The organism is Undibacterium sp. Ji42W (genome assembly GCF_049340405.1).
In the GTDB taxonomy this organism is placed as follows: Bacteria; Pseudomonadota; Gammaproteobacteria; order Burkholderiales; family Burkholderiaceae_D; genus Undibacterium.
The window spans coordinates 41,626-61,332 of record NZ_JBMPOV010000004.1; the positions used below are offsets into that span (position 1 = coordinate 41,626).

General features: G+C 48.4%; 21 protein-coding genes. 15 read left to right on the top strand and 6 right to left on the bottom strand.

Translation table 11 applies throughout. The annotated features are described in order from the left end of the window. Nucleotides 1–9: 9 nt before the first annotated feature. Entirely contained in the window at nt 10–780 is a 771-nt protein-coding gene (locus tag ACO0LG_RS09520) for a hypothetical protein (protein ID WP_423025674.1), read from the top strand. 100 nt (nt 781–880) lie between these two features. Continuing rightward, complete coding sequence (locus ACO0LG_RS09525; protein ID WP_423025676.1) at nt 881–2,104, top strand: hypothetical protein; 1,224 nt, start codon at nt 881–883, stop codon at nt 2,102–2,104. A gap of 114 nt (nt 2,105–2,218) precedes the next feature. On the opposite strand, the gene ACO0LG_RS09530 is transcribed toward ACO0LG_RS09525, so the two are convergent. From ACO0LG_RS09530 to ACO0LG_RS09555, 6 genes are all read right to left on the bottom strand, one after another. Beyond that, complete coding sequence (locus ACO0LG_RS09530; RefSeq protein WP_423025678.1) at nt 2,219–2,662, bottom strand: hypothetical protein; 444 nt, start codon at nt 2,660–2,662, stop codon at nt 2,219–2,221. A 174-nt stretch (nt 2,663–2,836) separates the two neighbouring features. Then, complete coding sequence (locus tag ACO0LG_RS09535) at nt 2,837–4,219, bottom strand: peptidylprolyl isomerase (RefSeq protein WP_423025680.1); 1,383 nt, start codon at nt 4,217–4,219, stop codon at nt 2,837–2,839. A 7-nt stretch (nt 4,220–4,226) separates the two neighbouring features. Next, the gene (locus ACO0LG_RS09540) at nt 4,227–5,249 is read right to left on the bottom strand and encodes a phospholipase (protein WP_423025682.1); all 1,023 of its coding nucleotides are present in this window, start codon (nt 5,247–5,249) and stop codon (nt 4,227–4,229) included. Between the two features lie 515 nt (nt 5,250–5,764). After that, complete coding sequence (locus ACO0LG_RS09545) at nt 5,765–6,925, bottom strand: iron-containing alcohol dehydrogenase (RefSeq protein ID WP_423025684.1); 1,161 nt, start codon at nt 6,923–6,925, stop codon at nt 5,765–5,767. Nucleotides 6,926–6,988: 63 nt separating this feature from the next. Then, on the bottom strand, nt 6,989–7,741 hold the full coding sequence (locus ACO0LG_RS09550) for an SAM-dependent methyltransferase (protein WP_423025686.1): 753 nt from the start codon (nt 7,739–7,741) through the stop codon (nt 6,989–6,991). Nucleotides 7,742–7,783: 42 nt separating this feature from the next. Next, nucleotides 7,784–8,395, bottom strand: a complete 612-nt coding sequence (locus tag ACO0LG_RS09555; RefSeq protein ID WP_423025688.1) for a Maf-like protein — start codon at nt 8,393–8,395, stop codon at nt 7,784–7,786. Between the two features lie 116 nt (nt 8,396–8,511). Here ACO0LG_RS09555 and ACO0LG_RS09560 point away from each other — a divergent pair, with 116 nt between their 5' ends. The 13 genes from ACO0LG_RS09560 (at nt 8,512) to ACO0LG_RS09620 (ending at nt 19,633) form a co-directional block, all read left to right on the top strand. Next, entirely contained in the window at nt 8,512–9,036 is a 525-nt protein-coding gene (locus tag ACO0LG_RS09560; RefSeq protein WP_423025690.1) for a YceD family protein, read from the top strand. A gap of 125 nt (nt 9,037–9,161) precedes the next feature. Then, nucleotides 9,162–9,344: a 50S ribosomal protein L32 gene (gene rpmF, locus ACO0LG_RS09565; RefSeq protein ID WP_008449924.1), complete on the top strand. Its 183-nt coding sequence runs from the start codon at nt 9,162–9,164 to the stop codon at nt 9,342–9,344. Between the two features lie 266 nt (nt 9,345–9,610). Continuing rightward, nucleotides 9,611–10,693, top strand: coding sequence for a phosphate acyltransferase PlsX (gene plsX, locus ACO0LG_RS09570; RefSeq protein WP_423025692.1), 1,083 nt, complete (start codon nt 9,611–9,613; stop codon nt 10,691–10,693). After that, the gene (locus ACO0LG_RS09575; RefSeq protein WP_423025694.1) at nt 10,690–11,676 is read left to right on the top strand and encodes a beta-ketoacyl-ACP synthase III; all 987 of its coding nucleotides are present in this window, start codon (nt 10,690–10,692) and stop codon (nt 11,674–11,676) included. Before plsX ends, ACO0LG_RS09575 begins: the two co-directional genes overlap by 4 nt. A 51-nt stretch (nt 11,677–11,727) precedes the next feature. After that, nucleotides 11,728–12,669: an ACP S-malonyltransferase gene (gene fabD / locus ACO0LG_RS09580; protein WP_423025696.1), complete on the top strand. Its 942-nt coding sequence runs from the start codon at nt 11,728–11,730 to the stop codon at nt 12,667–12,669. Next, nucleotides 12,666–13,418, top strand: a complete 753-nt coding sequence (gene fabG / locus ACO0LG_RS09585) for a 3-oxoacyl-ACP reductase FabG (RefSeq protein ID WP_423025698.1) — start codon at nt 12,666–12,668, stop codon at nt 13,416–13,418. The genes fabD and fabG overlap by 4 nt, the downstream gene beginning before the upstream one ends. A gap of 152 nt (nt 13,419–13,570) precedes the next feature. Then, on the top strand, nt 13,571–13,810 hold the full coding sequence (acpP, locus tag ACO0LG_RS09590) for an acyl carrier protein (protein ID WP_110253556.1): 240 nt from the start codon (nt 13,571–13,573) through the stop codon (nt 13,808–13,810). Between the two features lie 33 nt (nt 13,811–13,843). Next, a complete protein-coding gene (gene fabF, locus ACO0LG_RS09595; RefSeq protein WP_423025700.1) occupies nt 13,844–15,085 on the top strand; it encodes a beta-ketoacyl-ACP synthase II in 1,242 nt (413 codons plus the stop codon). A gap of 61 nt (nt 15,086–15,146) precedes the next feature. Beyond that, nucleotides 15,147–15,635 carry a protein YgfX gene (locus tag ACO0LG_RS09600; protein ID WP_423025702.1) on the top strand — a complete coding sequence of 163 codons (489 nt, stop codon included), beginning with the start codon at nt 15,147–15,149 and terminating at the stop codon, nt 15,633–15,635. A gap of 135 nt (nt 15,636–15,770) precedes the next feature. Then, nucleotides 15,771–16,373 (top strand): RNA polymerase sigma factor RpoE, encoded by a 603-nt coding sequence (gene rpoE / locus ACO0LG_RS09605; protein WP_162041316.1) that lies wholly within the window; start codon nt 15,771–15,773, stop codon nt 16,371–16,373. A 75-nt stretch (nt 16,374–16,448) separates the two neighbouring features. Continuing rightward, nucleotides 16,449–17,117, top strand: a complete 669-nt coding sequence (locus ACO0LG_RS09610) for a sigma-E factor negative regulatory protein (RefSeq protein ID WP_423025705.1) — start codon at nt 16,449–16,451, stop codon at nt 17,115–17,117. A gap of 2 nt (nt 17,118–17,119) precedes the next feature. Then, nucleotides 17,120–18,136 carry a MucB/RseB C-terminal domain-containing protein gene (locus ACO0LG_RS09615; RefSeq protein WP_423025707.1) on the top strand — a complete coding sequence of 339 codons (1,017 nt, stop codon included), beginning with the start codon at nt 17,120–17,122 and terminating at the stop codon, nt 18,134–18,136. A gap of 12 nt (nt 18,137–18,148) precedes the next feature. Continuing rightward, on the top strand, nt 18,149–19,633 hold the full coding sequence (locus ACO0LG_RS09620; RefSeq protein WP_423025709.1) for a DegQ family serine endoprotease: 1,485 nt from the start codon (nt 18,149–18,151) through the stop codon (nt 19,631–19,633). The last annotated feature ends 74 nt before the right edge of the window (nt 19,634–19,707 follow it).

Here is a 19,707-nt window from a genome sequence, read left to right on the forward strand (position 1 = left end):
GGAGTACAGATGAATTATCCTGCATTAATCGAAGCCCAAAGCCTGGTCAAGGCCGGAGATATCGCCGGTGCTGAACACGCCCTTGCCAATCTTGCCGAAACTGAAGGCGACAAAGCACTGGTAGCCGCCTTGGATGAATTTCCAGCCAAAGATCTGCTGGCAATTATCCGTGAATACGATGCATCCAAAGAGTCTTTGGTCAACCTGCTGGTCACGCCTGAGCAATTTGCCCAGGCCGTGGTGCTGGAGCGTCGCTATGGCGACCAGACTCATGAGCAATTGCGTGGCATGGTCAATTCCGTCATTTTCCGTGAAGGTGCTGATCCGGCAGAATTTTTGTATGAAATCGCAGAAGTGGATGGCGGTTATGATGCGCTTGTCGATTACCTGCTCGACAGGGCGCAAATGGTAGAGCATTTCTACCGCTATGCGACCTTTGACTTGTATGAGTACGGCGACGACAACAAAACCCAGGCGCTGGATGATGATTTGTTGAATCTGACGCGCGACACCGAGAGCCTGGCGTCACCGCTGGATATGGCAAATCTGGAAGATCATGACTGGATGCAGGTGACTTACATACTTCGTTATGAATTGCCAGAAATTTTCCGCGAAGTGCTGATGAAATTGCGTGCACGTTACAAAGCTTATCAAGCAAGCCTGGCGCAAGATGAATTATTGGAAGGTGGCGAGGGGATTGCTGAAGAAGAGCAGGAAGAACGTCCAAAAAACAATGATGATGGCGACGACAAGGATGATGACGAAGAGTCTGCCTTGTAATCCTTGATGTTATTTGTTTGATGTTATTTTGATGCGTGTGGCAGGCAGGAGTTTTTCTGCCTGCCTTTCAATTCCATAGCCTGCCTCTATTCTGGTATTTATGCCTGAAAATACTTTTGAAATTGCCCTGCTTGATAATCGCCCTTATTTTGAATTAGCGTTACGCTATGGCGTGCAAAAGGCAATTATCCCTACAGCCAAGATTGCTGCTATTGAGGCCGAAGCCCCAAAAGGTATGGTGCAGATAGCGGATGCTTTCGGCAGTAAATACCTGCGCCCTGAAATTGAAGCGGCACGCAAACGTATCGTTAACCTGACCAGTTTGTATCTGATCGAGACCACCAAAGGTGATTTGGAGTTGGCCGCCAAGATGATACGTGACAATACCTTTCTGACTTTGTCTCGTGGTGGCTCAGGTTTGCTAAAGGCTTTGTTTGCCATGCCTGAATATGCCTTGCTAGGGCACGAGGCCAAAGGGAAGGTCGAGGATTTTCTGGAAGCCTGGTCACTCAAGGAAAAACCGATTGAGTACAGGAATACTCTGGAACACCGGCAAATGAATGCGTTGGAAATCGAGGCTGGCTACTGGTTTGGCGAGGAACTGGGCTTGTCTGCCAGTTACCTGAAAGAAGAAGATGTCGAGGCCGTATCTGTAGTTCGCACTGCCTTGTTGCTGCAGATGTTTGGTAAGCCTGAGGCTACACTGCAAAACCAGGTGGAGTTCGCCAGCCTGATCGACGCTATCCGCACATATACTGTGGCAAAGTTGAAAAAATCTTTGTCCGCGATTGATCTGGCTGATATCCCAGAAAAATTTCATGCCATCGTTGAGCGCGTGCTGGGTGAAATCAAATCCCATGATCTGCCGCGTCTGCAAGATAAATCTGCCTCTCTCGACAAGTTGGTGTATGAACTCAAGGATCGCTATTATTTGCGCGACCATGAAGTCGAAGATACTTCTGAATACGATGCCCTGGTGTCCAAGGAGTGGACGAAATTGACCAAGGGTAAAACCGACATCGATTCCTTGCTGACTTTGTTTGTCTGTATTGTCGGTGGCATTACACCAAAAACGACCTTGCCAGAAAAAACGGCAAAAAGCCTGGTCAAAAAATTCCGTGATGAAGGATTTAATCCTGAACTGGCCACAGACTGGATTAAAACAGCAGCACCTCACGAAAAGCAGGAAGGCTTGCTGGAAGACTGGAATAATTTCGTCGAAGAAGCAGGTAATTATTTAATGGATGATTGGGATACCAATTACACCGGGGCCATGCGTTTCCTGGATGCGAATTGTCATATTCAAAAAACAGTCAAGAAATAAATCCTGATGCCGGATTAAGTTCTGGCTGCAATTTAATCCGGCATGCTTCTGGATCATTTCGGGCCTGACAAGATACCGTATCAGGTCGATATTTTTCGGTTTGAATTTAATACTTCATTTCTGACCTGCCTTGGCAGTTGAGGTATTTTGCAGGTCCGGATGCTCTGCAAGCATTTGACTTTGCATGGCAGTGATGCGGCGTAGTTTCTCTTCGCCCTTTGCAATATCTGCTGCCGGAATGCCCATATCGCGTGCCCGGATTATTGCTTCACGCAGGCGTGGTATTTCCTCATCTGCAGCTTTCACATAAGCCGCATACAGGCGGCTATTTTGCCTGTTTTCATATTGCTGGTAAGTCTTGGCGTCGGCAAGCTCGGCTGCCGTAGGTGTTTCCGGCATCGGTTCCTCATGCTGGATGGGTGGCGTGCGCGGATCGCCATCGCGGGTTGCTACCAGGCTCTGGGCCGCAGAAAGCTCAGGCCCGGTGGGCAGTAGTGGAACGAATTTTCTCTCCTCTATCGATTCAGGAAATGGTGGGGGCCAGGAAGATGTTCGCATCTGTCCAGGTTTTCCGGTTGTAATGGCGCTGGATGTAGACACTGCTCCTGGGCGACTGACTTGGCTATCTTCAGCTTGCGGCCAAAATTGCAAGATCATCACTGTTGCAGCTGCAAGGATGGTCATTGTAATGAGTATGTCTTTGTTCATGAATACATTGCCTCACAATTTCAATTAATTTGCCAGTACGGTTTTGTTAACGTCAATTCTTGCGCTTTTACGTAATTGTATTTGCAGAACAGATAGCTGGCTGATCGCTTTTTCCTGCGCTAGCGCCCGGCTGGCTTGATAACGTACCTCTTCTGAGCCTGGGTCTTGGTAGCCTACATTGCGTTGTTCCACCAGAACGATTTCCCAGTGGGCTTTTTCATCAGGTGCAACCGCGGCGCGAATGGGGGCGGACACTTTGCCAGGCTCCTGCATGTAAGCCAGTTGCTCCAGCCAGGACAATTGCCCGCTGTGAACAATCATGCCCATGTCGCCACCTTCCCGGGCATCGACTGCGGTGGAATATTGCTGTGCCAGACTGGCAAAATTGTTGCCTTGGCGCGCCAGTTCGGCTACCTGCCTTGCCTGTGCTTCATTGTCGAGGCGGATGTGGCGCGATCTGACAGAAACAATACGTTTAAATTCTTCCTTATGGCTGCGAAAATAGGCTGACACTTCTTTTGGTCTTACCTCAGCAGCGAGCTGGTTTAAAAGCCGGCTTTCTGAATCGGTATCAGCGCCTATACCATGCAGACTCTTGATAGCTCTGACCGAATTTTGCTCCTCAACTGCCTGCCGTAAATCTTTGAGTGCCGCATCGCCAAAACGCAGTCGCGCCCAGTCAAGCACATACAGGTTGGCCAGATAAAGCTGGGCTTGCTGACGGATGAAGTCACGGTTGCGGCTAAAAAATTCTACTCGCCCTTGTACATTCTGGCGGCGGAATACATCATAAAGGCTGATGGTGGTGGCGGCTGCAAAGTTGTAGCGCAGTACGGTCACTTGTGCGGCGGCAGCCTGTTGGGCTGTGCCCAGGGTATAGTCGAGTATCACTCTGTTCCTGGCACCAAAAACACTGTTCAGTTCATCTTCTCCCAGCTTGCCCTGCTCCTGAATCAGTGCATCTAGCTTGGCACCCGGAACCTTGCTGATGGAGATTTCCAGATCCTTGCGATAAACGGTGCGCAAATAACCGCTTAGCTGATTGTCCAGCACCACATCAGGTTCAAAGGCTACCCGGCGGGACGCTTGCAGTTCTTCATCAGAAAACTGGCTACGCGTTTTTTCAGTGAGCAGACGATTATTGATGATGTTGTCAAGGATATCAGTGCTTCTGGTTTTGGGTTTCTCCAATTTGGCCATCTGGGTAAGCACATCCAGTGTCAGCCTGTAAACCGGCGCGCCATTGAGATGTGCGGCCAGCTCGGGCTGCAGTGTTAGTTGATTCAGTTTCGTCGCTGGGGCAATATCTACCGCCACGGCGGCGGCAGACATTGTCAGACACAGGACAGACAGGCAGCAGCCTGTAATGCGTATACTCCATTGCAGGCTATGACCTGGTCTGTACATAGTAACCTCAGCTATTGAGACGGTTGGCAGCGCGGTTCAATACATGAACCATCATGGCAATGGCGTGCGGCACTACAAGGCGACCAACGCGGACGCGGTCATTCTGGTCGGTGGAGGAGAGCACGATGCCGCCGTTTTGGTAAGAATATGTGCCACCCTGTGTCAGCAACTGACGTATGTCAGTCGCATTTGCAGCCAAAGGAGTGAAGTCAGCCATCGCTGCAGCAACCAGAGCTGGGTCATTCAGTTGTTGGCTATCGTAATAGCTACTGACCCATTGCTCCCAACCTGAATGATTGCGGGCTGATGTAGTCCAGGTATGATGAGGCTGCAACAAGTCGGTGGAATGCATGACAAACCCCAGACTTTGCAGGCTGGGGCTGCCCAGAAACTGCTGGAACCAGTATTGCGCCAGGTTGTCTATGGGCTGGAATGGGATTTTTTCAAAATCAGCATACTGACTGGGTGTGGAGTAGCCGCCCAGACGGTAATGCGCTTCGGTGACGCCGTAAGTGTTGTACTTGCTATTGTCACCAAACCAGCCCTTCATGCCGCCAGGACCGTCATCAAGATAATCGCCGACCAGCCAGGACGCTGCCAGATTATCCACATCGCCAGCGACAGTAAGTTTGGCATAGTTATAGCCACCAAATGGATTGCCATGCACATCAGGGCCAGCGGTATGGTTTTGGAAATGCCAGTAAGAAGTATATTTGACGATACTTTGTGCTGCGCCCCAGATGGGTGCCAACTGGCAATCGCCGGTCACTGCACCGCAAATGTAAGTATCGGCAAAATCATCAACATCATAGGCACCCTGGCCCATGGCCGTGGCGAACTGATCCACGGTAATACCTGCGCGCGCGAGGCCACTTGCCAGTGCTTTGTAATTGGTTTTGTCAGGGTTGTTTTTCATGAAGTTGACGGCATCAATAGCGATACGGCGATGGGTCTCTTGCAGGAAAGCATGTGCAGGGGTGAAACAACAGAGCAAGGCGGTGACAGCAGCCAGTTTAAAAACGGATTTCATGGAACGTCCTTCAGGTTTGATTTGTGAAAAGGAGCGAAACTCAGACCGCTGAAATGATTGCCATGACAAACTCCCGCCCTCTACAGAGCGAAACCGGAAGCAGCCGCTGGCATGTGCAGATATTGGAAATTAAATAATTTCAGCGAATTAGCGTTTTAACATGGACGAAAACGGCGGCATTACTGTTTTTTCTAGAAGGTGACCTCTAGTTTTCCGTAATCAATATGTCATTTTTTGTGCGTAGATATAAGAAAAAACAATCTTTTTGATTGCTGTGATGCAAACTTTGGGATGCGTGCAATGGCGTTGAGCCCCAGGCGGAATATGAGGTGGAGGCTGACTTGTTAGTGAGTTGCAGTGCAGCAGATATTGCTTGAGGGATGGGATAGGAAGGAAGGGTCTGTGATGAAAATTTCAAAAATCGCAGAAGGTGATGTTGTTAAAACGTAACGGTAGCATTTGCCGGGATTTGCCATCCTTTCATTTCAAAAGATGGCAAATCCCATGTATGCACGTTATAAACTCAATTCCAATACCTGACGGCTGACATCCAGCGTCACATCACGTTTCTCACCCAGGCTGACCATACGATGGGTTTCCAGTGCTGACAAGATAGGTGCAATGTCGTCGCTACCGAGTTGATAATCGCTGAGACGGGTTTTGACACCCATTTGCTCAAAGTAATCTTGCATGCGGCTGATGGCAGTTTCTATGCGGTTGTCTTCATCTCCATCGTGCAAGCCCCAGACTCGCTCGGCAAATTGCAGCAGCTTTGCCCGTTTACCTTCCTTTCGCACCCGTAACATGCTAGGCAGCACGATAGCCAAGGTTTGGGCGTGATCGATATTATGCAGGGCTGTCAGTTCATGACCTATCATATGCGTGGCCCAATCTTGCGGCACGCCAGTCGAGATCAGGCCGTTCAGGGCCATGGTGGCACACCACATGAGATTGGCGCGCACGTCGTAATCTTCTGGATCCGCCAGGGCTTTAGGGCCTTCTTCTATCAAAGTCAGCAATAGACCTTCGGCAAATCTGTCCTGTACTGGTGAATTCACTGGGTAGGTCAGGTACTGTTCCATGATATGAACAAAGGCATCAACTGCGCCATTGCCTATCTGGCGTACTGGCAGGGTGAAGGTCTTGGTTGGATCCAGGACGGAGAATTGCGGGAAACAATGGCGGCTGGAGAAAGCCATTTTTGCCTTGATCGATTTGCGGGTGACGACGCCGCCATTATTCATTTCAGAACCAGTCGCCGGCAAAGTCAGTACGCTGCCAAATGGCATGGCCTTGGTCACATTACTGCCACGTTTTTCCATGATGACCCAGGGATCATCGCCTTCAAACAAGGCTGCAGCGGCGATGAATTTGGTGCCATCGATCACAGAGCCGCCGCCAACTGCAAGCAAAAAATCTATCTTGTTTTGCTTGGTGAGTTCGACAGCCTTCATCAGGGTTTCATAGCTGGGATTTGGTTCTATGCCAGTAAATTCCGTCACCTGGCGTGTGCCAAGTGCGGCGATGACTTCATCGTAAACACCATTTTGTTTGATGCTGCCACCACCATACAGCATCAGCACATGGGCTTCAGCCGGGATGGCCTTGTTCAGATCGGCTATGCGCCCTTTGCCAAACAGAATTTGTGTCGGGTTATAAAAATCAAAATTCAGCATGTGCATTCCTCCAGAAAAAGACATCTTAGCGCAAATAGAAAAAATCGACCGGTCGTGCGCTTTTTAATTGCTCAAGAATAAGAAAACTGTCGGTTTTTTATGGAAATCAGGGCCTTGTTGCTTGCTCAAAGTGTTTTTCCATTCGGCAGCAGTTTTTGTTTGCAATGATTCGGTGTCAAGGCTCAAATCTGTTGCCACGCATATCAGGGTGCCTGGATTGCAGTGATTGCTCAGTGCTTCCAGCATGGCTGCATTGCGGTAAGGGGTTTCTATCAGTAATTGCGTTTGCTTCTCTTTTTTTGATCTTTCTTCGAGTTCTTTAATGCGTTTTGCCCGCAGCGCGGCATCTGTCGGCAAATAACCATGAAAAGCAAAGCTTTGCCCGTTCAGGCCACTGCCCATCAAAGCCAGCAGTAGCGAGGAAGGGCCAACCAGAGGGCGCACCTTGATATTGCGCTGGTGAGCGAGCCTGACCAGGTTGGCACCAGGGTCAGCAACGGCGGGCACACCAGCCTCAGATATCAAGCCCACGTCATGACCTTGTAGTAGGGGTTGCAACAGGCCTTCCAGTGCTTGCGCAGGCGTGTTGATATTCAACTCGTTGATTTGGATTTCCTGCATGGCTTTTTGCAGAGGATGTGCCTGCGACAGGTATTTCAAATAAGCGCGCGTGGTTTTGGCATTTTCAGCGACAAAATGGCTGAGTTCTGCTGTCATTTTTTGAACGGTATCAGGGATGATGCTGGCAAGTAAATTAGCTTGCTGATCTTCGTTCAGACCCAGGGTATTGGGGATTAAATAAAGCGTGCCTGTCATGGGTTCAATTTTTTATTTTATGAAATGGATAAAGCGATAAGTTCAAAGATTGAAGAAGCTCAGACCGGTATTGCGCAACATACCGGTCAATGCAATAAGTGGCAGGCCAGTCAGCGCTGTAGGGTCATCACTTTGGATACTTTCTATGATAGCGATGCCCAGACCTTCATTCTTGGCGCTGCCTGCGCAATCATATGGCTGTTCTATGCGTAAATAAGCATTCAGTTCTGCATCGCTTAAATTCCTGAACCTGACCTTCGTACAGATATCCTGAATTTGTACAGGGACTGGTGCGTGTTGACGGTTATCTAAAACACACAAAGCTGTGTGGAATGCCACTTTACGCCCGCGCATGAGCTGCAATTGTTTTAAAGCTGCATCATGATTGCCAGGCTTGCCAATTTGCAGGCCGTCTAGCGTTGCGACCTGGTCTGAGCCTATGATAATGGCTTCTGGCTGATTTTTTGCTATCGCTTCAGCCTTTTGTTGTGCCAGGCGAAGGGCGGTTTGTTCCGGGCTTTCACCAGACTGAGGGCTTTCGTCGAGTTCAGGTGCTATACTTTCGAACTTGAATTGCAATCTTGCCAGCAATTCACGGCGGTAAACTGAGCTTGATGCAAGTATCAACTTGCTTTGCTGCTTATTTATTTGCATTGTGAAAACATTTTCTATGATTTTCATAGCTGTGGCGTTAAAAAATCGCGCCAATTCTTTGACTACTTAGGTGTAATCCTGTTATTATCGCAGGTTTTCTGGGTTCAAATAATCCTATGCAAGCATTTGTGATTGACGCTTTCACGTTCTCCCGGCTCGAAGAGCAGCGTTCGGGAAGCATTTTAGTCGCAGATTTACCTCGCCTGTCAGAAGAAAGTGCAAACACCGAAGGTGAGTTGAACTGGTCTCTGCAGGGTGGAAATGACAAGCTGGGCCATGCGCAGTTGAAATTGTCTGTGAATGGTTCGGTACAGTTGATGTGTCAGCGTTGTTTGACACCGTTTGCATTTGATATTGACTCTGAATCCAAATTGATACTTGCCAAAAACGAAGAAAATGCAGATGAAATTGATGCATTGCTCGAAGATGACGAGATCGATGTTGTAGTAGGTAGCAAAACATTCAATGTCATGGATTTGATAGAGGATGAGGCGCTACTGGCAATACCCCAATCGCCCAAACATGCAGTATGCCCGGATCTACCGTTGGCTTCAGCAGATACTACTGCAGCGATTGACGCGGAAGTCGGTAAAAAAGCTTCACCTTTTGCCGTGCTGAAGAAAATTAATGGGCGTACCTAGTGGCATTATTCTGAAAAAACACTCAGGTCGAAGTATTGTTAGGGATTCTTGGTTGGCGATGTTCGCATTCTTCAACCAGGCGTGTTAAATTTTAGAAACATTTTTTTGAAGTATTAGGAGTTATCATGGCAGTTCAGCAAAATAAAAAATCCCCATCCAAGCGTGGCATGCACCGTTCCCACGATTTTCTGGTTGCACCGCAACTGGGTATCGAGCCAACAACTGGTGAAACACATCTGCGTCACCACATCAGCCCTAACGGCTTTTACCGTGGTCGTAAAGTATTGAAAACCAAGAACGACGAGTAATCTCTGTTCCTGGTAAAGAAGCGGCGTGACGAGTCCCTGACTTGGCGCCGCTTTTTTGCGTTAACATTCTGAAATAACTTGTCTGCTGCATGGCTATTGCATTCTTGCAGAATCAAGTGAGTCCTTAATTTACTTTTTTGATTGAATTGTTGTCGGTGAGTCTTTGAATTTTTGAGATAATCCTGCTTTTGAAAAAATTAATTCGGGATGATGTCTGTTCCGGTTTGATACACTCATTGTTTCAGATTGAAGTTTCGTATCACTACATGACAATTAAAATTTCCATAGACTGCATGGGCGGAGATCATGGTCCGGCAGTTACAGTGGCAGCAGCCGTTGCTTTTGCCAATCGCGAACCTGATGTCGAATTTCTCCTGGTGGGCTCTGAATCTATCATTCAGGCCGAGCTGAAGAAGCTACATGCCGGTGCACATACACGCTTAAAAATTATCAATGCCACAGAAGTGGTGGAGATGGATGACCCAATAGAAGTTGCCTTGCGCCGCAAGAAAGATTCCTCTATGCGCGTCGCTATCAACCAAGTTAAGGAAGGCACTGCCCAGGCCTGCGTTTCTGCGGGCAATACGGGTGCGTTGATGGCGGTTTCCCGCTATGTATTGAAAACCATGCCTGGGGTCGATAGGCCTGCAATTTGTAGTATCTTGCCGAATCAGAAAAATCTTCCTACCTATATGCTGGATTTGGGCGCAAATGTAGATTGCGAGCCTCTGCACCTGCATCAGTTTGCCATCATGGGTTCTGCCCTGGTATCTGCGCTGGAAGGCAAGGAAAAGCCCAGCATAGGTTTATTGAATGTAGGTGAAGAAGATATCAAAGGCAATGATGTCGTCAAAAAAACAGCGCAATTATTACGTGCCGACCATGAGCGCGGTTTGCTGAATTTTTATGGCAATGTCGAAGGCAATGATATTTTTGAAGGAACGACCGATATCGTCGTTTGCGATGGCTTTGTCGGTAACGTCACCCTGAAAGCAGCTGAGGGTATGGGGAGATTTGTAAAAATTACCTTGACAGCCGCTTTCAAGAGCAATCCCCTAAATATGTTAGGTGCTATTTTTGCCCGGGGCGCTTTGAAATCCATCTCGCGTACCATGAACCCCTCCAACTACAATGGCGGCAGTTTGTTGGGCTTGCGTGGCTTGGTATTTAAAAGCCATGGCAGTGCAGACAAGTATAGTTATGAGTGGGCGATACAGCGCGCATTCGATGCCGCTAAAAATGATGTATTGTCACGCATTGCAACTTCAATGGCAAAATTGATGCCGATGGCAGATGCTGAAGTAGTTGCTCCAGACAATAATGAACTCTTGGTACAGAAAACCGCATGACTTTCTATAGCAAAATTATAGGTACAGGCAGTTACCTGCCTCCCAAAAAAGTAAGTAATCAGGAATTAACTGATCAACTGGCGGCGAAAGGCATAGAAACTTCGGATGAATGGATATTTTCCCGTAGCGGGATTTCCTTCCGTCACTATGCTGAACCTTCTGTTGCAACCAGTGATATGGCGGTGGAAGCTGCAAAGCGTGCGTTGGATGCCGCCAACATGCAGGCCAACGATATTGATCTGATCGTGCTGGCTACTTCCACCCCTGATTTTCTCGGCGGCTTCCCCAGTACTGCGTGCGTAGTGCAAAACAAGCTGGGCATCACCAATGGTGCGGCCGCAGTTGATGTGCAGGCAGTGTGCAGCGGCTTCATGTATGCCATGTCCATCGCTGACAGCATGATCAAGGCTGGCAACCATAAAAACGTACTGGTGATTGGTGCTGAGGTATTCTCCCGCATCCTGAATTTTGAAGATCGTACTACTTGCGTTTTGTTTGGTGATGGCGCTGGTGCGATCATCATGTCCCGTTCAGAAGAGCCTGGTGTCCTGGCGACCAAATTGCATGCGGATGGCAGCTATGCCAATATTTTATGCGTGCCAGGCAATGTCCAGAGTGGCGTAGTTGAAGGCAGTGCATTTTTGTATATGGATGGACAGGCCGTCTTTAAGCTGGCAGTTAATTTGCTGGAAAAGGTCGCCAACGAAGCGCTGGAAATCGCTGGCCTGACTACAGATCAGATCGACTGGCTGATACCGCATCAGGCAAACATACGCATCATGCAAAGCACGGCAAAAAAAATGCGCATGCCTATGGATAGAGTGGTGGTTACCGTCGATCAGCATGGCAATACTTCTGCAGCTTCGATACCACTAGCTCTGGATCTGGCTGTGCGCGATGGCAGGGTCAAGCCTGGCCATACGGTGATGCTGGAAGGCGTGGGTGGTGGCTTCACCTGGGGTGCGGCCATCGTCAAGATGTAAATTTTCCGCAAAAAGAATTAAGCAATCAATAATAAACATTAGAGATAAGAAATGACGCAATTTGCATTTGTATTTCCTGGGCAGGGTTCGCAAGCGATAGGCATGTTGAATGGCTTTGCTGATAATCCTGTCGTGCAACAAACCATTGCTGAAGCATCTGATGCGCTGCAACTGGATTTGGGCAAGATGATTAATGAAGGTCCCAAAGAAGCGCTGGACCTGACTACCAATACCCAGCCTGTCATGCTGACGGCAGCCGTAGCTTGTTACCGTGCCTGGGTCGCCGCAGGTGGTGCTGCACCCAAACTGGTGGCTGGTCACAGTCTGGGTGAATATTCTGCCCTGGTCGCAGCTGGCGTTATTGCGTTTAAAGACGCCGTGCCTATGGTGCGCTTTCGTGCGCAAGCCATGCAAGATGCTGTGCCCGTAGGGCAGGGTGGCATGGCTGCCATTCTGGGTTTGTCGGACGAGGATGTACTGGCAGCCTGTGCTGAGGCAATGGCCGCAGTGCCAGGTGAAGTAGTTGAGGCAGTAAATTTCAATGCGCCAGCACAAGTGGTCATTGCCGGCAGTAAAGCTGCGGTGGATCGTGCTTGCGAGATTGCCAAAGCAAAAGGTGCCAAGCGCGCCTTGCCTTTGTCAGTGTCCGCTCCTTTTCATTCATCCTTGCTCAAGCCTGCATCAGACAAGTTGCGTGACTATCTGGCAGCCATCCCATTTTCTGCGCCAGCAATTCCATTGATTAATAATGTCGATGTTGCCATTGTGAATGATGTGGCAGCGATCAAGGATGCGCTGGTCAGGCAGGCGGCCAGTCCCGTACGCTGGGTAGAAACCATTAACAAGATGCATACCGATGGCATCACACATGTGATTGAGTGCGGTCCGGGCAAGGTTTTGACCGGCCTGACCAAGCGTATTCAGTCAGAATTGACCGGCGACACTGTATTTGATCAGGCAAGTTTGGAAAAAGTATTGGAGCTCTTGAAATGACTCAACAATTAGAAAATCAAGTGGCACTGGTTACTGGTGCATCCCGCGGCATAGGCAAGGCAATCGCTATTGGCCTGGCCAAGGCAGGCGCTAAAGTTGTAGGTACTGCGACGACGGAATCTGGCGCAGCGGCAATTACTGCTTATCTGGAAGAATTGGCGCCGGGCTCAGGCAAGGGCGTGGCTTTCAATGTCAATGACATAGAGCGTACTGCTGGCCTCGTCGATGAAATCCAGAAAGAATTTGGCAGCTTGTCCATTTTGGTCAATAACGCCGGCATTACCCAGGATCAATTGGCCATGCGCATGAAGGAAGAGGAATGGGATAGCGTTATCACTACCAATCTGACTTCGGTCGCACGCTTATCGCGCGCTGTGTTGCGTGGCATGATGAAGGCCAAGCATGGCCGTATCATCAATATTACTTCTGTAGTGGGCTCTTCTGGTAACCCCGGGCAAATGAACTATGCTGCTGCCAAGGCCGGTGTGGCAGGCATGAGCCGTGCATTGGCAAGGGAAATAGGCAGCCGCAATATTACGGTTAACTGTATTGCTCCTGGTTTTATCGATACTGACATGACCAGAGCCTTGAATGAAGACCAAAAAGCGGCCATTTTGCAGCAAATTCCACTCGCCAAACTCGGTCGTCCGGAAGATATTGCCGCAGCAACAGTGTTTTTGGCATCGCCAGACGCTGGGTATATCACGGGAACGACATTGCATGTGAATGGCGGGATGTACCTGGCCTAATCATTTTGTTGATTTTTATAGGCAACTTCGACGAAAATAGCAGGAGTTGTTGCCGGGGATCAGAGGCTTGCTTTTTTTGCTCACAAACCTGCTAAAATGCGCGCACCTTTCTGTAGGCCCTTATTTTTTTGATTTTTTCACTGGAGACACACATGTCCGATATCGAACAACGCGTTAAGAAAATCGTCGCTGAACAACTGGGCGTCGCTGAAGCTGACATCAAAATCGAATCTTCTTTCGTAGATGATTTGGGTGCAGACTCTTTGGACACCGTTGAACTGGTGATGGCACTCGAAGACGAATTCGAAATGGAAATCCCTGACGAACAAGCTGAGAAAATCACTACTGTTCAACAAGCGATTGACTACGCTAAAGCCCATCTGAAGGCTTAATTAGTCGAATTTTTTCAAATCCAGGAGAAGCGCTTGAGTCGTTCGCTTAAACGTCGAGTCGTTGTAACCGGGCTCGGTTGTATTTCGCCAGTCGGCAATAATGTTGCAGATGCCTGGAGTGCCATCACTTCAGGTAAATCCGGCATCGCAACGATTACCAAATTTGATGCAACTCCTTTCACGACGCATTTTGCAGGTGAGGTGAAGGGCTTCAATGTCGAGGATTATATTCCGGCAAAAGAAGCGCGCAATATGGACACCTTTATTCACTACGGCATTGCCGCAGGGATGCAGGCGTTTCAAGACTCTGGTCTTGTCGTCACCGAAGAAAATGCAGAGCGTATTGGCGTCATCGTAGGCTCAGGTATTGGCGGTTTGCCATTGATAGAAGAGACCAAGGAAACCTTGATTGCGCGTGGACCACGCCGTATCAGCCCTTTCTTTGTTCCGGCCTCGATCATCAATATGATTTCTGGCAATCTGTCGATCAAGTATGGTTTAAAGGGCCCTAATCTGTCCATCGTCACGGCTTGCACGACAGGTTTGCATTGCATAGGTTCTGCGTCCCGCATGATTGAATACGGCGATGCTGACGTGATGATTGCCGGTGGTGCCGAATCAACGATTTCTCCTCTGGGTCTGGGTGGTTTTGCTTCGGCAAGAGCGCTTTCAACCAGAAATGACGATCCTGCTACGGCCTCTCGTCCGTGGGATAAAGACCGTGACGGTTTTGTTCTCGGTGAGGGCGCAGGTGTTATGGTCCTGGAAGAATATGAACATGCCAAAGCGCGTGGTGCCAAGATTTATGCCGAAGTCATTGGCTTTGGCATGAGTGGTGATGCTTATCACATCACGACACCGACCATGGATGGCCCACGCCGCAGTATGATCAATGCCATGAAAGATGCGGAGATTAACCCTGAGCAAATCAGTTACCTGAATGCGCATGGCACCTCTACATCAATTGGTGATCAGAACGAAACGGACGCAATCAAGGCAACCTTTGCTGATCACGCATACAAAATGACCATTAATTCGACCAAATCGATGACTGGGCATTTGTTGGGCGGTGCTGGTGGACTCGAATCCCTGTTCACGGTTCTTGCCCTGCATAACCAGGTTTCACCACCGACCATGAATATCATTAATCAGGATCCGGCATGTGATCTCGATTATTGCGCAAATGTTGCGCGTGATATGCAAATAGATTATGCGATGAAAAATTCGTTCGGTTTTGGTGGAACGAATGGCACGCTGATATTTGCAAAAGTCTGATTTTTTAAAAATTAGCCTTGGCACTTCATTTCAAGCGAAATGAAGTGCCATTTTTTTTGCCATGACGATAGCGCTCCATATAACTACCCGGGCTTCACGCAGGCTACTAATGGCATGCTTTTGCATGCTGGCATTGGTGCATATGAGTATATGGCTTCTATTGAGCTACAAGGCAATGTCGCTGGTTTTTATTTGCTTGATTGTCGCTAGTTCATTTTGCTGCAGCTACTGCCTTGTTTTCAGATATTGGCAGGGTATCCAACAAATCCGGCAATTGAGTATTTCTGCAATGGGTGAAATGATTTTGTATTTGCTGCCCCAGCCAGAGATGCAAAAAGATATGCAGATGAGGGAAGTAAGGGCACTAAAGGGGTTGAATGTGCGTTTAAGTCACAAAAGTCGTATTTGGCCATACTTTTTATCAATTTTTTTACTTGATGAAGCTGGCAAGGAACATAAGTTGCTTATACTGCCAGACTCATTAAGTCCTGCTGCATTCCGGGCATTAAGAGTGAGCTTGATATGGATTAGTCAACATCAGACGATGTAACATGAATTTTACTTCTGCCGAGGAACTTTTAGGAATGATGCGGACTCTGACAGTATATAAATCGCGTATGTTGACGGTAATAACATGCATTTGGGGTGGGCGTTTCTCTTCCCATGCAAATCTAGGAATGAATGAGTGACGACAGAACGCGAAATTGATCAGCTATTGGTTGAGCGCGTCCAGCGTGGTGACAAAAAAGCATTCGAGCTTCTGGTTTCCAAATATCAAAGGAAATTAATGCGGCTCGTGTCCCGGCTCGTCTATGACCACGCCGAAGCGGAAGATGTGGTGCAGGAAGCATTTATCAAGGCGTACAGGGCATTACCGAATTTTCGTGGTGAATCAGCTTTTTATACCTGGTTATACCGTATCGGGGTAAATACAGCGAAAAATCATTTGGTCACGCAAGGGCGCAGGGCTCCCACATCAACAGAATCTGATGTGGATGAAGCAGAGTCCTTTGTTGATGCAGATGGACTAAGAGATATTAATACGCCGGAATCCTTACTGGCGAGCAAACAGATAGCTGAGACCGTGAATTCGGCCATGTCCACCTTGCCGGAAGAATTGCGTAATGCAATCACCCTGCGGGAGATAGAAGGCTTGAGCTACGATGAAATTGCGGAAGTCATGCTATGTCCGATAGGGACAGTCAGAAGCAGAATATTCAGGGCGCGAGAGGCGATAGCAGAGAAATTGCGCCCCTTGTTGGGGACGACACTGGAACAACGCTGGTAGAGCATGGGTCAAAGTCTGTATCCAAATGAAAAGTAGTGCAAACGAATTTAAAAATAGTGGTAAAAGGTGAAAATGATGAACAAAAGCACAAATCAACATGAGAGCATTTCAGCCATGGCAGATGGCGAATTGAGTGATGCCCAGCTGGATTCCCTGCTTGCGAGTTTAAATGACGCAGAAAGCAAGGATGCATGGGAAATGTATCATCAGATAGGCGATGTGCTTCGCTCAGAGGAATTGGCAGTCACTTTCAGCGCTGATTTCTCTCAGCGGTTTTCGGCAAAATTGAGTGCCGAACCCGTCATCCTGGCACCAACAGCCATGCAAAAGACAGATGCTCATGACAAACAAAGAAAACACAAGTTTCTCGGTGCTTATGCAGCCGTGGCCAGTATGGCAGCCGCTGCCGTGTTTGCTTTTATCATGATCCCGCAATTGCAGTCCTTTCAGGCTAAGCCTGATGCTGCGAGTCAGATCAGCAGCAGAGCGGTAAACCCGGGTAGTGTGCAGTTAGCCAATCATACCAACAAGCAGAACGCTAATACTATGGCAGTAAATGAGCAGGCCAGGGAACCTGCCCAGCTTGCACAGGGCAGCGATAAAAAAGTCGCAGAACTGGATATGCTGCGCGACCCCAGAATTGACAGCTATCTGATGGCGCATCAGCGTTTTTCTCCTGCCATCAATAACGGAGCACAATACGTTACGCACGCTAACGCTGTTTCATCTGCTTCGGAAAAATAAATATGATGTGCGTATGGCGTTTTAATATCGCATTGGTTGGGTCCGCGTGCCTGCTGGGGTTATTGGCACCAGCCATGGCACAGGACACAGTAGACGATAAGCGTGAAGTGCATAGTGTGTTGCGTAAAATGCAGTCTTCGGCACAAAAAATGAATTATTCAGGTACCTTTGTTTATCAGCAGGCCAATCAAATCAGAACTTCCAGAATCACCCATGTTCTTGATGGGAATAATGAACTGGAAAAACTGGAAATTCTTGATGGTCAACCCCGTGAATATTTGCGAAAAAACGAAGAAGTAACCTGCTATCTGCCTGAAAGCAAAACCTTGCAGATAGAGAAAAATGCGACACAAGAAGTATTCCCCGCCTTGCTGACCTCGAATGCGCAATCCCTCCCTGATTTTTACGCAATAAAAAAAGCTGATCTCAGCCGAGTAGCTGGTATCGAATGCCAGACGTATTTGCTGGATCCTCGTGATGGCTTTCGCTATGGTTATCGACTCTGTGTAGAAAAAAATTCTGGCCTGCTGCTGCGTGCGCAAACTGTCAATACCAAAAATGAAGTCATAGAGCAAATCGCCTTTACTCAGTTGACTATTGGCGACATCGATAAGCAGAGGGTAAGACCTACTTTTCAAAATACTTCACAGTGGCAGGTTGAAAATTTGACGGTGCAATCCAATATTCATTCAGGATGGGTTGTGAAATCCCTGCCAGCCGGTTTCAAGAAAACCCGCGAAATGAAGCGACTGATTCCTGCTGCCGGCAATGCAAAAAACAGTGATGGAAAAGCGATCAAATCGCATCAGGTAGTGCAAATGATTTTTTCTGATGGTCTGGCAGCGATTTCCGTTTTTATTGAACCGGATAGTGAAAACCGTACTGAAGGCAGTTTGCAACAAGGCGCCATGACCATTATGGGCAAGCGCCATGCAGAATACTGGCTTACAGTCGTGGGTGAAGTGCCAGCCACCGCAATCCGGCAAGTAATGAACTCAATTGAATTTAAACCTAAATAAGCGAATGACACCATGAAAGCGAATAAACTTTTTCCAATTGAAAAAATTGCTTCCACCCTGGTCTTGAGTGCCTGTGTGGGTTTTATTGCACCGACCGCAATCAATGCCACTCCTGTTGCAGAAGCCGCTGCCACAGTTGGCTTGCCTGACTTTACCGAGCTGGTTGAGAAATCTGGCCCGGCTGTCGTGAATATCAGGACTACAGAAAAGGTTCAGGCAGGACAAAATGGCGGTAGTGCCGAAGATGAGCAGATGCAGGAATTTTTCCGCCGTTTCTTTGGTACCCCTATGCCTACGCCAAAACAACAGCCCACTCCAAAAGGCCGCAAACAGACGCCTCAGCAACAAGAGGAAGAAGTACCGCGTGGCGTAGGTTCAGGCTTCATCATTTCTCAGGATGGCTATGTATTGACCAATGCGCATGTGGTTGAAGGAGCCTCCGAAGTCTATGTCAAGCTGACAGACAAGCGCGAATTCAAGGCTAAAGTGGTTGGCGCAGACCGCCGTACTGATGTAGCAGTCTTGAAAATTGATGGCAGCAAATTACCCCGCGTTACCATAGGTGATTCAGACAAGATCAAGGCGGGTGAATGGGTGATTGCCATCGGTTCTCCTTTTGATCTCGACAATACCGTGACTGCGGGCATTATTTCTGCCAAGGCGCGTGACACTGGCGACTACCTGCCATTGATACAAACTGATGTGGCGGTCAACCCAGGTAACTCTGGTGGCCCCCTGATTAATATGCGTGGCGAGGTGATAGGCGTGAACTCGCAAATTTACAGCCGTTCTGGTGGTTATATGGGTATCTCATTCGCCATCCCGATTGATGAAGCCATGCGCGTTGTTGAGCAGTTGAAGTCTGCGGGCAAGGTTGTACGTGGTTATCTGGGGGTAGAGCGTATCGACGTACCGAAAGAAGTGGCAGAAGGCCTGGGTCTGGCAAAAGCACAGGGCGCACTGATACAACGCGTCATGCCAGGCTCGCCGGCTGAAAAAGCAGGTGTCGAAGTCGGGGATGTGATTCAAAAGGTTAACGGCACTGTGATTGATAAGGCGGTTGATTTGAACCGTGTAGTCGGTGATATCAAACCTGGTGGTAAAGCAACCGTGACAGTGTGGCGTAAAGGTGGTGCCAAAGATATCATCATTACCGTAGCTGAAGCCGATGCAGAAAAAGCTCCGGTGAAAACAGGCAAGCAAAAAGTTGAGCCAGCTACCAATGTGTTTGGACTGTCGATTACTGACCTTACTGAAGCACAGAAACGTGATGCCCATGTCAATGGCGGTGTGATCCTGGAAAGCGCTGAAGGTGGTGCGGCCCGTGCTGGTCTGCAAGCTGGTGACATCATCACGCGTGTCTTTAACACGGATATCAGGGATGTCAAGGAATTCGCTGCTGTGATGGCGAAAGTTGATCAAAAGAAACCTCTTTTGTTATTGGTCAAGCGCGGTGATGTGTCTAAATTCGTGGCAGTACGTCCGACCAATCAATAAACTTTTCAAGTAAAGTAAGGCCACCTGCATTGCGGGTGGCCTTTTTCTTTTGTAGGTCTCATAGGGTAGACTTA

What these genes read in the sequence shown, in the direction of transcription:
- ACO0LG_RS09615 (WP_423025707.1), top strand. Translation starts at nt 17,120, where the DNA reads ATGATGTGCGTATGGCGTTTTAATATCGCATTGGTTGGGTCCGCGTGC.
- acpP (WP_110253556.1), top strand. Translation starts at nt 13,571, where the DNA reads ATGTCCGATATCGAACAACGCGTTAAGAAAATCGTCGCTGAACAACTG.
- ACO0LG_RS09555 (WP_423025688.1), bottom strand. Translation starts at nt 8,395, where the DNA reads ATGCAAATAAATAAGCAGCAAAGCAAGTTGATACTTGCATCAAGCTCA.
- ACO0LG_RS09540 (WP_423025682.1), bottom strand. Translation starts at nt 5,249, where the DNA reads ATGAAATCCGTTTTTAAACTGGCTGCTGTCACCGCCTTGCTCTGTTGT.
- ACO0LG_RS09575 (WP_423025694.1), top strand. Translation starts at nt 10,690, where the DNA reads ATGACTTTCTATAGCAAAATTATAGGTACAGGCAGTTACCTGCCTCCC.
- ACO0LG_RS09560 (WP_423025690.1), top strand. Translation starts at nt 8,512, where the DNA reads ATGCAAGCATTTGTGATTGACGCTTTCACGTTCTCCCGGCTCGAAGAG.
- ACO0LG_RS09520 (WP_423025674.1), top strand. Translation starts at nt 10, where the DNA reads ATGAATTATCCTGCATTAATCGAAGCCCAAAGCCTGGTCAAGGCCGGA.
- ACO0LG_RS09525 (WP_423025676.1), top strand. Translation starts at nt 881, where the DNA reads ATGCCTGAAAATACTTTTGAAATTGCCCTGCTTGATAATCGCCCTTAT.
- ACO0LG_RS09535 (WP_423025680.1), bottom strand. Translation starts at nt 4,219, where the DNA reads ATGTACAGACCAGGTCATAGCCTGCAATGGAGTATACGCATTACAGGC.
- ACO0LG_RS09610 (WP_423025705.1), top strand. Translation starts at nt 16,449, where the DNA reads ATGAACAAAAGCACAAATCAACATGAGAGCATTTCAGCCATGGCAGAT.
- fabD (WP_423025696.1), top strand. Translation starts at nt 11,728, where the DNA reads ATGACGCAATTTGCATTTGTATTTCCTGGGCAGGGTTCGCAAGCGATA.
- plsX (WP_423025692.1), top strand. Translation starts at nt 9,611, where the DNA reads ATGACAATTAAAATTTCCATAGACTGCATGGGCGGAGATCATGGTCCG.
- ACO0LG_RS09600 (WP_423025702.1), top strand. Translation starts at nt 15,147, where the DNA reads ATGACGATAGCGCTCCATATAACTACCCGGGCTTCACGCAGGCTACTA.
- ACO0LG_RS09550 (WP_423025686.1), bottom strand. Translation starts at nt 7,741, where the DNA reads ATGACAGGCACGCTTTATTTAATCCCCAATACCCTGGGTCTGAACGAA.
- fabG (WP_423025698.1), top strand. Translation starts at nt 12,666, where the DNA reads ATGACTCAACAATTAGAAAATCAAGTGGCACTGGTTACTGGTGCATCC.
- rpmF (WP_008449924.1), top strand. Translation starts at nt 9,162, where the DNA reads ATGGCAGTTCAGCAAAATAAAAAATCCCCATCCAAGCGTGGCATGCAC.
- ACO0LG_RS09530 (WP_423025678.1), bottom strand. Translation starts at nt 2,662, where the DNA reads ATGCGAACATCTTCCTGGCCCCCACCATTTCCTGAATCGATAGAGGAG.
- ACO0LG_RS09545 (WP_423025684.1), bottom strand. Translation starts at nt 6,925, where the DNA reads ATGCTGAATTTTGATTTTTATAACCCGACACAAATTCTGTTTGGCAAA.
- ACO0LG_RS09620 (WP_423025709.1), top strand. Translation starts at nt 18,149, where the DNA reads ATGAAAGCGAATAAACTTTTTCCAATTGAAAAAATTGCTTCCACCCTG.